This is a genomic window from Terasakiella sediminum (assembly GCF_033100395.1).
Taxonomy (GTDB): domain Bacteria; phylum Pseudomonadota; class Alphaproteobacteria; order Rhodospirillales; family Terasakiellaceae; genus Terasakiella.
This window is the reverse complement of the sequence record NZ_JAWLVJ010000004.1, coordinates 194,840-206,534: the sequence shown is the minus strand read 5'-3', so window position 1 is coordinate 206,534 and position 11,695 is coordinate 194,840. Positions and strand designations below refer to the sequence as shown.

At 46.4% G+C, this 11,695-nt stretch carries 13 protein-coding genes; 3 read left to right on the top strand and 10 right to left on the bottom strand.

Going from position 1 to position 11,695, the window contains the following annotated elements; genetic code table 11:
• Nucleotides 1-91: 91 nt before the first annotated feature.
• Nucleotides 92-1,390 carry a citrate synthase gene (gene gltA, locus RYZ26_RS04715; RefSeq protein WP_317682003.1) on the top strand — a complete coding sequence of 433 codons (1,299 nt, stop codon included), beginning with the start codon at nt 92-94 and terminating at the stop codon, nt 1,388-1,390.
• 54 nt (nt 1,391-1,444) lie between these two features.
• Here gltA and RYZ26_RS04710 read toward each other — a convergent pair whose 3' ends face one another.
• Nucleotides 1,445-1,864 (bottom strand): helix-turn-helix domain-containing protein, encoded by a 420-nt coding sequence (locus RYZ26_RS04710; RefSeq protein WP_317682002.1) that lies wholly within the window; start codon nt 1,862-1,864, stop codon nt 1,445-1,447.
• 80 nt (nt 1,865-1,944) lie between these two features.
• On the opposite strand from RYZ26_RS04710, the gene tmpT reads away from it, so the two are divergent.
• The gene (tmpT, locus tag RYZ26_RS04705) at nt 1,945-2,580 is read left to right on the top strand and encodes a thiopurine S-methyltransferase (RefSeq protein ID WP_317682001.1); all 636 of its coding nucleotides are present in this window, start codon (nt 1,945-1,947) and stop codon (nt 2,578-2,580) included.
• Between the two features lie 29 nt (nt 2,581-2,609).
• Here tmpT and RYZ26_RS04700 read toward each other — a convergent pair whose 3' ends face one another.
• Nucleotides 2,610-3,206, bottom strand: a complete 597-nt coding sequence (locus RYZ26_RS04700; protein ID WP_317682000.1) for a LysE/ArgO family amino acid transporter — start codon at nt 3,204-3,206, stop codon at nt 2,610-2,612.
• Nucleotides 3,207-3,313: 107 nt separating this feature from the next.
• On the opposite strand from RYZ26_RS04700, the gene RYZ26_RS04695 reads away from it, so the two are divergent.
• Nucleotides 3,314-4,207, top strand: coding sequence for a LysR family transcriptional regulator ArgP (locus RYZ26_RS04695; protein ID WP_317681999.1), 894 nt, complete (start codon nt 3,314-3,316; stop codon nt 4,205-4,207).
• Nucleotide 4,208: 1 nt separating this feature from the next.
• Here RYZ26_RS04695 and gloA read toward each other — a convergent pair whose 3' ends face one another.
• Genes gloA through bamA form a run of 8 tightly spaced genes read right to left on the bottom strand, consistent with a single transcriptional unit; the run spans nt 4,209 to nt 11,692 of the window.
• A complete protein-coding gene (gloA, locus tag RYZ26_RS04690; protein ID WP_317681998.1) occupies nt 4,209-4,604 on the bottom strand; it encodes a lactoylglutathione lyase in 396 nt (131 codons plus the stop codon).
• A 3-nt stretch (nt 4,605-4,607) separates the two neighbouring features.
• Nucleotides 4,608-5,768 carry a lipid-A-disaccharide synthase gene (lpxB, locus tag RYZ26_RS04685; RefSeq protein WP_317681997.1) on the bottom strand — a complete coding sequence of 387 codons (1,161 nt, stop codon included), beginning with the start codon at nt 5,766-5,768 and terminating at the stop codon, nt 4,608-4,610.
• The gene (locus tag RYZ26_RS04680) at nt 5,765-6,580 is read right to left on the bottom strand and encodes an LpxI family protein (protein WP_317681996.1); all 816 of its coding nucleotides are present in this window, start codon (nt 6,578-6,580) and stop codon (nt 5,765-5,767) included. The genes lpxB and RYZ26_RS04680 overlap by 4 nt, the downstream gene beginning before the upstream one ends.
• A gap of 3 nt (nt 6,581-6,583) precedes the next feature.
• Nucleotides 6,584-7,369 carry an acyl-ACP--UDP-N-acetylglucosamine O-acyltransferase gene (lpxA, locus tag RYZ26_RS04675; protein ID WP_317681995.1) on the bottom strand — a complete coding sequence of 262 codons (786 nt, stop codon included), beginning with the start codon at nt 7,367-7,369 and terminating at the stop codon, nt 6,584-6,586.
• Entirely contained in the window at nt 7,366-7,824 is a 459-nt protein-coding gene (gene fabZ, locus RYZ26_RS04670) for a 3-hydroxyacyl-ACP dehydratase FabZ (protein WP_317681994.1), read from the bottom strand. Before fabZ ends, lpxA begins: the two co-directional genes overlap by 4 nt.
• Nucleotides 7,825-7,836: 12 nt before the next feature.
• Nucleotides 7,837-8,850: a UDP-3-O-(3-hydroxymyristoyl)glucosamine N-acyltransferase gene (gene lpxD / locus RYZ26_RS04665; RefSeq protein WP_317681993.1), complete on the bottom strand. Its 1,014-nt coding sequence runs from the start codon at nt 8,848-8,850 to the stop codon at nt 7,837-7,839.
• Between the two features lie 5 nt (nt 8,851-8,855).
• Nucleotides 8,856-9,404, bottom strand: a complete 549-nt coding sequence (locus RYZ26_RS04660) for an OmpH/Skp family outer membrane protein (protein WP_317681992.1) — start codon at nt 9,402-9,404, stop codon at nt 8,856-8,858.
• An 8-nt stretch (nt 9,405-9,412) separates the two neighbouring features.
• The gene (gene bamA / locus RYZ26_RS04655) at nt 9,413-11,692 is read right to left on the bottom strand and encodes an outer membrane protein assembly factor BamA (protein ID WP_317681991.1); all 2,280 of its coding nucleotides are present in this window, start codon (nt 11,690-11,692) and stop codon (nt 9,413-9,415) included.
• Between the last annotated feature and the right edge of the window lie 3 nt (nt 11,693-11,695).

Sequence of the window (11,695 nt, the reverse complement as noted above, 5' to 3'; positions counted from 1 at the left end):
CAGTATTGTCTGCATAAAGAAAATAAATGTTAAGTCAGTTCACCTGCATCAGGCAATTCAGTCTGATGCGCTTATTTAAGGGGATGTCTCTATGAGTTCTAAGAAGTCCTTTACGCTTACGGATAACCAGTCTGGCAAAACTTACGAATTGCCTGTTCTGGACCCATCTGTTGGACCATCTGTTGTCGACGTACGTAAATTTTACGCTGAAACCGATCACTTCACTTTTGACCCAGGCTATACGTCTACTGGTTCCTGTGAATCCAAAATCTCTTTCATTGATGGGGATAAAGGTATTCTGCAACACCGCGGCTATTCAATCGAAGATCTGGCCGACAACTGTGACTTTATGGAAGTTGCTTACCTGTTGCTTAAAGGCGAGCTGCCGAACATGGAAGAAAAAGCCAAGTTCGAAAATGACATCACAATGCATACAATGGTGCATGAGCAAATCCACAAATTCTTCGACGGTTTCCGTCGTGATGCGCACCCAATGGCGATCATGTGTGGTGTTGTTGGCGCGCTTTCTGCATTCTACCATGACTCTCTGGATATCAACGATCCGCACCAGCGCATGGTTGCCTCTTATCGTTTGATCGCCAAGATGCCTACGCTGGCAGCTTGGGCTTACAAATATTCTCAGGGTCAGCCGTTCATGTACCCACGTAACGACCTGCGTTACGCGGAAGACTTCCTGCACATGATGTTTGCTGTTCCTTGTGAAGAATATAAAGTGAACCCGGTACTGGCGAAAGCTATGGACCGTATCCTGATTTTGCATGCTGACCACGAACAGAACGCTTCGACGTCTACAGTTCGTCTGGCTGGTTCTTCTGGTGCAAATCCATTTGCTTGTATCGCTGCTGGTATCGCTTGTCTGTGGGGTCCTGCCCATGGTGGTGCGAACGAAGCGGTATTGAACATGCTGCAGGAAATCGGCACACCTGATCGTGTGGGTGAATTCGTTGCGAAAGCGAAAGACAAGAACGATCCGTTCCGTCTGATGGGCTTTGGTCACCGTGTTTACAAAAACTTCGACCCACGTGCGAAGATCATGCAGAAAACCTGTCACGAAGTTCTGGGCGAGCTGGGCATTAAAGATGAGCCACTTCTGGACATCGCGATGCAGCTTGAAAAGATCGCTCTGGAAGATGAATACTTCATTGAGAAGAAACTCTATCCAAACGTTGACTTCTATTCAGGTATCATCCTGAAAGCGATGGGTATCCCGACTTCTATGTTCACTGTACTGTTTGCTCTGGCCCGTACAACCGGCTGGATTGCACAGTGGAACGAAATGATCGAAGACCCAAGCCAGCGTATCGGTCGTCCACGTCAGCTTTACACTGGTGAAGTTGATCGTAAGTTCGTACCGCTGCACCGTCGCTAAGACCTTCGAACTATTCGATAAAAGAGCCGCTCGTATTATTCGGGCGGCTTTTTTTTATTTTCTCTTTTTCGCGTTGGATTTGCCGGCAACTCGCATGAACTTTTGAAATGTGGGGCATTCAAAATGGCTTGGAGCAGAACAGACGGCGGCATGCCTTAATCCCTCGCTTACAGCCTGTAATTCTTTGATGTGCTGATCAATAACGTCTGCTTTTTGAACAAGCTTGTCTCGATCAATGTTAATTTGCCCATCAATTGAAAACATTTCTTGAATTTCTGTAAGTGAAAAATTTGCTCTGCTGGCGAGTGATATAAAGTTAAGCTGTTCCAATACGGTATCATGGAAAAGGCGACGTAATCCTTGTCGTCCAACTGATTTTATAAGTCCTTTTTCTTCATAATATCGAAGGGTCGATGCGGGAAGCCCTGAAAGTTTCGAAACTTCACTGATATCAATATTTTTTCCGATGTGCATTTTCTACCTTGACCTCAAGTTAACTTGAACTTGTAACTTGTGGTCAGTTTAGAAAAAATCAAGTTGCAAAGGAGTACAAAATGCAAGCAGACTTTTGGCACGATAAGTGGAAAAAGAAAGAGCTGGGCTTTCACGAGGCAGAAGGTAATCAGTACTTGAAAAAGAATATCGCTATTTTGAAATTAGCGAAAGAAAATCGCGTATTTATCCCGTTGTGTGGCAAAACGCATGACATTAAGTGGTTGTTATCACAAGGCTATAAGGTCGTTGGTGCAGAATTGAGCGAACTTGCGATTAAAGAGTTGTTCAGTGATCTGGAATTGACGCCTTCTGTCCTAGATATCGACGGTTTCAGGAGATATCATGCTGAAAGTATTGATGTATTTGTGGGTGACATATTTAATTTGTCCGCCGAACTCTTAGGTCCTGTTGATGCAATTTATGACCGTGCTGCTTTGGTGGCCCTGCCAATTGAAATGCGATGCAGTTATACGAAGCTATTGTGTAAGTTAACAAATAATGCGCCGCAATTACTTATTGTTTTTGAATATGATCAATCCGTTATGGCAGGTCCACCTTTTGCAATTCTTCCAGATGAAGTCAGGGAACATTATCAAGAACATTATCACTTGCGGCAAATATCGAATGAATTGATGACTGAGAAGTTGAAGGGCAATCGCGCAGCTCGAGAAGTTGTTTGGCATCTGACCCAATAGACTATGTGTCCCGGCTAAGGCCGGGACCTTTATAACACGAGCGTCACAGCGACCAGCCACATGACACATCCGGTCACAGCATCAATCACCTTCCAGGTGATGGGGCGTGCCAGATAGGGGGATGCCCAGGCAGCGCCGAGGGAGATGGTCAGGAACCAGAGGAAGCTTGCGATCACAGCGCCCAATGCGAAGTATGGACGGGCTGTGTCCTCATATTGGGAGGCGATGCCGCCAAGCAGGACGACCGTATCGAGATAGACATGAGGGTTCAGCAAGGTGATGGCAAGGGTGATCAACAAGATTTCCTTGCGGCTTTTGCCCTCCCCTCTGTCTTGTTTCAGGCTGTGATCAGAAAACAGGCTTTGGAAGCTTCTGAGACCATACCAAAAGAGAAAGGCGGCACCACCCCAGGCCATGATGTTTGTCCATAGTGGGCTGGACGCAATAAGGGAGCCGAGACCAGCAACACCCAGAACAATCAGGATGGCATCACAGACGGCACAGACCAGCGCAATGCTTAGCGGGTAGTTTTTACGCAGCCCCTGCCCCAGAACAAAAGCGTTTTGGGCGCCAATGGCAATAATGAGGCTGGCCCCAAGACCCATGCCGCTTAAAAATGCACTCATCTTTTCTATATCCCTCAGTTTTCTCTGGAAATGTGGGGGGATTATGCTAAAGATCATGAATAAAGGGAACTGAATAGTCCTTAAGTCAAATAAGGAAAATTAATAGAATGCTGGATTATAAGTTGGTCGAAGCGGTTTCTGCCGTTATTCGTTTAGGGTCATTTGAAAAAGCAGCGCAGGAATTGGGGATGACGCAGTCGGCAATTTCCCAACGCATCAAGCTGCTGGAAGAACGCGTGGCCCAGCCATTGGTCGTTCGTTCCAAACCGATCAAGGCGACGGATGCAGGCGCGCGTCTTTATCGTCATTTCCAGCATGTAAATATGCTTGAACAGGAAATCCTGAGTGATCTGCCGGAAGTGAGCGAGGACAGTTTTAAACGGGTATCTCTGGCGGTGAATGCCGATAGTCTGGCAACGTGGTTTGTGCGTGTCGCAGAAGTTCTTTTCCTTGATTATAATATGTTGGTTGATATTTCGACCGCTGATGAAAACAAGACATTGGATCTGTTAAAGCAAGGCACCGTTATGGGGGCTGTCAGTACGCAAGATAAACGGATTCAGGGCTGTAAGGTGGCCCCACTTGGGGCGATGCGTTATGTGCCTGTGGCGCGTCTTGATTTTATTTCCCGATATTTCCCTGATGGGGTGACGCCTGCAGCTTTACGAAAAGCGCCCGCCGTGATCTTTGGTCGCGATGATGATATGCATGAGAAGTTCCTGAAGCAGAATTACCGGATTGCATCGGGTGAATTCCCCTGCCATGTTGTTCCGTCATCAGAAGGGTTTGTAAATGTGGCTCGTACAGGCATGGCCTATGCGTTGGTTGCAGAGAATCAGGTGCGTTCTTATCTGGAAGACGGCGAACTTGTGAAAATTTGTGATAAAGAGTTCATCCGACCGCTTTACCTACATTCTCACAACATTGACAGCACCTTGCTGAAATCTGTTGTGGAAATGACAAAAGCAATTGCGCAGATGGAACTGGTGAAGATCAAGTAGATTACTTTTTCTCAATTAATTCAATTTTATAGCCATCCGGGTCTTCGATAAAGGCGATGACGGTTTTGCCGTGTTTCATGGGGCCCGGCTCCCGACTGATGGTGGCGCCTTGTGCGCGAAGTTCATCACAGGTTTTATAGATATCTGGCACGCCAAGGGCAAGGTGGCCAAAGCCTGTTCCCAGGTCGTAACGTTCTTTCGGGTCCCAGTTGTAGGTCAGCTCAATGACCGTATTTTCGCTTTCATCACCATAACCGATAAAAACATTGGTAAATTTACCATCTGGATACTCAGAGCGACGCAGAACTTTCATGCCCAGAATATCTGTGTAAAAGGAAATGGATTTTTCCAGATCAAATACACGGATCATGGTATGGAGAAATTGAAAGTTCGACATGACTTAGTCCTTTGAAATAACAGATAAAACACACTGGGCAGCACGTTGGCTTGGCAAGTGATCAGCACCTTTGCCCAACATTGCCATTGCACTTTCCAGATCATCAATCTGATTTTGGTTGTCCTGGTTTTTCTGCAAGAGTTTCAGGACTTGTTCGGTGATTTTTTCAGGGGTGCAATCATCCTGAATAAGTTCTGGCATGACTTCACGGTCATGGAGCAGGTTGACGATACTGACAAAACGAATTTTAATCAGTCGTTTGGCAATCCAGTGCGTCATCTTTTTGATGCGATAGGTAATGACCGTAGGGGTTTTTGCCAGCGCAAGTTCCAGACTAACGGTCCCGGAAGCTGCCAGCGCAGCATCTGCCGCTTTGAAAGCGCCGAATTTTTCTTCATCGCCTTCAACCACCAGGATTGGAATACCCCACTCCATCGTTGTTTCTTTTACAATCTGAGAAACCGTGGAAACAGTCGGCAGAACAATCCTTAAGTTTGGATGTTGTTTCCTGACATCCTGAATAACGTCTTTAAAGACAGGCAGCAGCTGCGATGTCTCACTTTGGCGACTTCCGGGCAGCACGCAAAGCATGGGCACGTCAGCGGGGATGCCATGACGTTCTTTAAAGGCGTCAGCATCGATACTATCCATCTTACTTTCAATGACGCTATGTCCGACAAATGTGGTCGCCAAACCCTCTTTTTCAAAGTATGGCGGCTCGAATGGTAGCAAAACCATCAGATGATCCAGGAATTTGGCAATTTTTTTCGCGCGCTTTGGCTTCCATGCCCAAACGGTTGGTGCGACATAGTGGATAAGTGGAATCCCTTTTCCTTTCAGCTGCTTGGCAACACGAAAGGTAAAGCCCGGCGCATCAATGGTGATCAGACAATCAGGTTTTTGATTTTCAATATCACCAACTGTTTGTTTTATGCGTTTTAGGATTTTGGGAATATGGGGAATGATTTCTGCCAGCCCCATGATGCTGAGTTCTTTCATGGGAAAAAGGCTTTTCAGGCCTTCGGCTTCCATATTGGGGCCGCCGATACCGATGAATTCTACAGCACCCTGTGTTTGTTCTTTTAAGGCCTTCATCAGGCGTGCGCCAAGCAGATCACCGGAAGGTTCCCCGGCAATCAGATATATCCGCTTAGGATCGCTCATGGTTTCACCCCAAGGATGAACAAACCAAGCTTGTCAGCTTCTTTAATCACATTTTCCCGATCTACGATGATGGATCCGTTGGCTTCAACGGCAATTCCACGCAGGCCAGCAGCCTTGGCATTGTGGATTGTTTTGATGCCGATGGTCGGGAGGTCAGCACGTTTTTCCTGATCAGGCTTTTTCGCTTTCACCAGAACGCCACCCAGCCCTTCGCGCGCATGTTCTTTACAGCGCAGTAGCATATTGTCGGTGCCTTCAATGGCCTCAACTGCTATGACCAGACCATCCTGAACAACAACGGCTTGCCCGATATCCAACGCACCGATTTGATGGGCGATTTCCATGCCTTTTTCGACATCCTTTTGGGCCTGCACATCAGGTGTCACGTTGCCTAAAATCCCTTGTGGGGCTAACAGGTCATCCAAAATTTCATGGGCGCCAATTACTTTGAAACCCTCTTCCTCCAGCGCTGTGATGATACGGGAAAGTAAACCGTCATCTCCAAAAGCCCCTGCCCCGGTTTTGGCCAGGAATTTTAATCCCCACGTATCAGGTCGAACAGACAGCATGGAAGGACGCTGAATGCGCCCGGCCATCAGCAAGGTTGTGGCTTGTTCTTCTTTCAAAATTGAAATGGTTTTTCCAGCCGCACCCAAACGCACCCATGTATGGGGGTGGCCTTCTACAAGTTCGGGTTCTGTCTGATTTTTAAAGGCGATAATATGAAAAGGGCGACCTTCTTTTACGCATTGATCAATAATGCGCTTGGGAAGATCGCCTTGTCCGGCCAAGAGTCCGATTTTTTCAGCCATGTGTTATTTTGGCGTACAAACGCCCCTGCTGGATTCTTGTCTGATGAATTTAAGAATTTCCATGACAGGTTCCACGTCTTTAAACATCTCATGGACGTCTTCAACACGTTCAGCCATGGTGCCTTCCTGCGCAAACAACAAGCGATATGCTGTGCGCATGGAATGGATCACATCACGGTCAAAGTTGCGACGCTTCAGACCAACGATATTAAGGCCAGCAAGACGTGCACGGTTGCCTGTCACAGAACCATAAGGAATGACATCATTTTCGATACCCGACATACCACCGATCATGGCATGACGTCCAATGCGGCAGAATTGGTGAACGGCAGACAAACCACCGATAATCGCCCATTCTTCAACAATCACATGTCCGGCAAGTGTTGCGTTATTTACCAGGATAACGTGATCACCGATTTGGCAATCGTGACCAACATGTGCACCAACCATAATCAGGCAGTTGCTGCCGATTTTTGTCAGCATCCCGCCACCTTCTGTACCCGGGTTGATGGTTACATGCTCACGGATTGTGTTGTTGTCACCAATTTCAAGGCGTGAAGGTTCGCCATTGTATTTCAAATCCTGTGGGCAATGACCGATAGATGCAAATGGGAAAATCTTGTTGTTTTTACCAATTGTAGTGCGGCCTTCGACAACAACGTGAGAAATCAGTTCCACGCCTTCGCCAAGTTTTACATGGGGGCCGACAATACAGAAGGGGCCGATTTTTACATCGTCCGCAATTTCTGCATTTTCATCAACGACGGCACTTGGATGAATATTGCTCATGATTCATTCACGATCATTGCTGTGATAACGGCTTCAGACATCAGGTTACCTTCACAATAGGCTTCCCCTTTGAATTTCCAGATATTGCCACGCTGGCGTTCTTTTTTAACTTTGATGTGAAGGGTATCACCTGGGCCAACCGGTTTTCTGAAACGACAGCCTTCGATAGACATGAAGTAAACCAGTTTGCCTTCGATTTCTTCACCTTCTGTATGTACCACAAGAACAGCTGCGGTTTGGGCCATTGCTTCGACAATCAGAACCCCTGGCATAACAGGTTTTGCTGGGAAGTGACCGGGGAAGAAGGGTTCGTTAATCGTAACATTCTTGATACCCGTTGCACTTTCACCGGAAACGATATCTTCAACGCGGTCCACCAAAAGGAATGGGTAGCGATGAGGGATCATTTCCATGATCCGCATGATATCGACAGATGCTGTTTCTTGTTCAGACATAATTGCGTCCTTTTACTTTCTATTTTTTATCATTTTGTTGATGGCAGCCTGGTTCTTCAACCACTGTTTTTGTGGAATAGCAGGAAAACCGCCAACTGTTTGGCCTGCATCAATGTTTTTCATGATACCGGCTTTTGCTGCAGTGGTGACCCCATCACCAATTGTCAGATGACCGGCGACACCTGCCTGACCACCAAAGACACAGAAGTTTCCAATTTTGGTACTTCCCGAAATACCAACCTGTGACACGACGACACATCCCATGCCGAGTTGCACATTGTGACCAATCTGCACCAGATTGTCTATTTGTGTCCCTGCCCCAATCTTTGTATCAGGGCCTGCGCCACGGTCAATTGTGGTGTTGGAACCAATATTGACATGATCTTCAATAATGACACGACCCAATTGAGGAATGCGCACATGGCCTTCTCGACCGCTGGCAAAGCCAAAACCGTCTTGTCCAATTTGCGTGCCAGGATGAATGGTAACCGCGTGCCCAATCAGGCTATGTGAAATCGTGACATTGGAAGAAATCACGCAGTTGGCACCAATTGTGACGCGATCACGGATCACAGCATTGGCTTTGATCCAGGTGTTCTTTCCAATTTCAACGTCTTTTCCAATAAAGGCTCCTGCCTCTACACAAACCCCTTCGGCCAGCTTTGCCGTGGGGTCAACGGACGCCTGATCAGAAATTGACCCTTCAAAACTTTCAGCAGGATAAAACAGGTTTGCGATCTTTGCATAAGCCATATAGGGCTGCGGTGTTAGCAAAAGGTTCATGCCTTCTGGGGCTTTGTCCGCGAAATCTGGATGTACGATGCAAAGACCTGCTTCACTGGATAGAAAGTCGCTTAAATACTTTCGGTTATCCAGGAAAGAGACGTCCGATTTTGTTGCATCAGCGAGCGAGGCCACGTCGGCATATTCGGCTGTCTTGTCGCCAATCAGTTCGGATTGTGAGACTTCAGCCAGCTTTTCTGCGCTAAATGGACCATTGCAGGTAAAGAAACGTGTATCAGCCATTTAACTTACTTAAATACTTTTACACTTGGGACTTTTTCATTCAAACGTTTGATAATCGCGTCTGAAATGTCATATTTGTCAGCAACCACGACCGTGTTCACGCGACGTAGAACAAGCGTATAGCCCTGCTCGGCTGAATAGGCGAGAATAACGTCACGTAAAGCACTGTTCACTTTTTCAAGTGCTTCATTTTGTGCTTTTTGCAGGTTCAATTTTTTCTGTTGAACTCTTTTTTGTACATCGCGAAGCTGCTGGTCGAATTTGCGACGTTCTTCTTTGAATGCATCTGGGCTCAGGATGGCTTGTTTTTGAGCAAGCGCCTGTTGTGCTGTTTGAAGGGCAGCATCTTCTTTTTGTACTTCTTCACGATATTTGTCGCGAATAGTTTTTACTTGCTCACGGATACCTTTGGGGGCAGCCGCAACTGCCATTACTTTTTGGAAGTTCACAACCGCCACTTTAAGAGGAACGTCTTGTGAGTAAGCTGATCCAGTTGTGAAGCAGAAAATTGAAAATACAATGCCAACAACGGGCAGAATACGTGATATGCGCATAGTGGGTCCTAGAAACTTGTACCTAAAGTAAAGCGGAATGATTCGGTTTTGTCGTAATCTTCTTTGGTGATCGGGAATGCCCAGTCAATACCAATTGGTCCCATTGGGGATACCCAGGAAATACCAAATCCGAGTGAGCTTCTGATCGAACTGGCATCCTGCACGTTTGAGTCACTTGGATTTACTTCGGTTACAGTACCGACGTCAGAGAATACAACTCCTGAAATTTGATATTCATTTGGTAACCCAAGTGGGAAGCGAAGGTCAAACGTGGCATTCATGACATATTCGCCACCAAGAGCGTCAGATGAGGAACTGTCGCGTGGTCCTACACCACTTGTTTCAAAACCACGTAATGAGTCTCCGCCCAAGAAGTAACGGTTTTGAAGTTTGACGTCTTCTCCAAGCCCAACAATATGGCCTAAACGACCCCGTGCACTCAAAATCCATTGATCTTCAAGTGGATAATAATAGGAACCGTTCACCTGGTTTTGCAGGTAGGCAACGGTCCCAGCAAGACCCGCAACCGTATTAGAGACACCCAGTTTATATCCTTCGGTTGGGAAGATGCGGCTGTCACGTTTGTCATAAGTCAGGCCATGAGTGATCGCAGATGTGATTTCTTCACCTTCTTGGGCTTTAATCAAGTTTGAGGCATCGGACTGCACATTTTGAATGTCCGTCTGGTCCAGTCTGTAGCTCCAGGACTGTGTCATATAATCAGAGAAAGGATAACTTGCTCGAAGCACAAGGCCTAAGCGATCAATATCGTAAGAACTTGTGTCTTGAAGGTCTTCTGTGATTTTGTACAAGTCGAAACCTGCAGCCAATTCCCGATCCAGGAAGTAAGGCTCTGTGAAACTGATATCAAATTTGGTTTTTTCAGATGCAACACTTGCTTTGAAGCCCAGGTTTTGTCCTTTACCTAAAAGGTTTGCTTCAGAAATGCTGAATTCACCAATTGCACCAGAGTTGGTGGAGTAACCAGCACCGACAGAAAGTGAACCTGTCGATTTTTCTTCCACAGTGACGTCAATAACGGTCTGGTCAGGTGCATTGCCAGGGGACTGCTTGAAATCAACTTTTTCAAAAAAGTTCAGATTATTGATACGTTTACGGCTGCGTTTCAGTTTTGCTGTGTTAAGCGCATCCCCTTCAACAAGCTGAAATTCACGTCGAACAACTTCGTCCAACGTTCTGAAGTTTCCGTGAATGTTAATACGCTCCACGAAGACACGCGGACCTTCTTCGATATTGAAGGTCAGGTCAATTTTGAGTTCTTCAGTATCACGTACTACATCAGGTGAAACTTTGACGAATGGAAAGCCCTGGTAACCGATTGTATCGACCAGATCTTCAACAGATGTGTCTACTTCATCCGCGTTATACCAATCCCCCTGTTCAAGGGTAACAACATCTTTAATCCCTTCTTCGTTCAAGCCATTGAGGGAGTTATTCAGAACAATGTCGCGAATTTCGTAGCGTGGGCCTTCATCAATTGTATAGGTGATGAAGAATTCTTCACGCGATGGGCTTAATTCAGCGACTGCAGATGTAACTTTGAAATCTGCATAGCCACGTGCCAGATAGAAACGACGCAGAAGTTCTTTATCGTAATTCAGACGATCCGGGTCATAGTTGTCATCAGCAGTAAAGATATTGTACCAGCGCGTTTCGCGTGTTCTAACAACCTCACTTAATTTTCCGTCGCTATATTCTTTGTTGCCAACAAAACGGATTTTTTCAACACCCGTTTGCTCGCCCTCTTTAATTTCAAAGGCAAGATCAACACGGTTTTGGTCTAGTTGGATAACTTTAGGTTCAATCGTTGCTGCAAAACGGCCACTTCTGCGATACAGCGTTAACAGACGTTCCACATCCTGCTGAACACGGGTCCGTGTATAAATAACACGGGGACGCAGCGTTACTTCTGATTCAAGCGTTTCGTCATCAAGTTTTCTGTTACCTTCAAAAGCGATACGGTTGATAACTGGGTTTTCAACGACGTTGAGAACAAGATTGCTGCCTTCCTGTTTGAAGGTCACATCAGCGAACAAGCCCGTGGCAAACAGTTTTTTCAGGGAACGGTTTATCTGGCGGGAACTAAATTCATCGCCTTCCTGCACTGTCAGGTAGGTGCGGATGGTGTCCGGTTCAACACGTTGTGAACCGACAATGGTGATTTGTTCAATAAGCCCGGCGCTTAAAGCAGCTGTGCTTGTCATTGTTGTTGCGACACCAAGAGCAATGGCTGCCCCAAATGATGCTATGCGCTGACGATGTTTCACCCT

Bases quoted from the DNA above. Each gene is read 5' to 3' on its own strand.
- gltA (WP_317682003.1), top strand. From the start codon at position 92: ATGAGTTCTAAGAAGTCCTTTACGCTTACGGATAACCAGTCTGGCAAA.
- RYZ26_RS04710 (WP_317682002.1), bottom strand. From the start codon at position 1,864: ATGCACATCGGAAAAAATATTGATATCAGTGAAGTTTCGAAACTTTCA.
- tmpT (WP_317682001.1), top strand. From the start codon at position 1,945: ATGCAAGCAGACTTTTGGCACGATAAGTGGAAAAAGAAAGAGCTGGGC.
- RYZ26_RS04700 (WP_317682000.1), bottom strand. From the start codon at position 3,206: ATGAGTGCATTTTTAAGCGGCATGGGTCTTGGGGCCAGCCTCATTATT.
- RYZ26_RS04695 (WP_317681999.1), top strand. From the start codon at position 3,314: ATGCTGGATTATAAGTTGGTCGAAGCGGTTTCTGCCGTTATTCGTTTA.
- gloA (WP_317681998.1), bottom strand. From the start codon at position 4,604: ATGTCGAACTTTCAATTTCTCCATACCATGATCCGTGTATTTGATCTG.
- lpxB (WP_317681997.1), bottom strand. From the start codon at position 5,768: ATGAGCGATCCTAAGCGGATATATCTGATTGCCGGGGAACCTTCCGGT.
- RYZ26_RS04680 (WP_317681996.1), bottom strand. From the start codon at position 6,580: ATGGCTGAAAAAATCGGACTCTTGGCCGGACAAGGCGATCTTCCCAAG.
- lpxA (WP_317681995.1), bottom strand. From the start codon at position 7,369: ATGAGCAATATTCATCCAAGTGCCGTCGTTGATGAAAATGCAGAAATT.
- fabZ (WP_317681994.1), bottom strand. From the start codon at position 7,824: ATGTCTGAACAAGAAACAGCATCTGTCGATATCATGCGGATCATGGAA.
- lpxD (WP_317681993.1), bottom strand. From the start codon at position 8,850: ATGGCTGATACACGTTTCTTTACCTGCAATGGTCCATTTAGCGCAGAA.
- RYZ26_RS04660 (WP_317681992.1), bottom strand. From the start codon at position 9,404: ATGCGCATATCACGTATTCTGCCCGTTGTTGGCATTGTATTTTCAATT.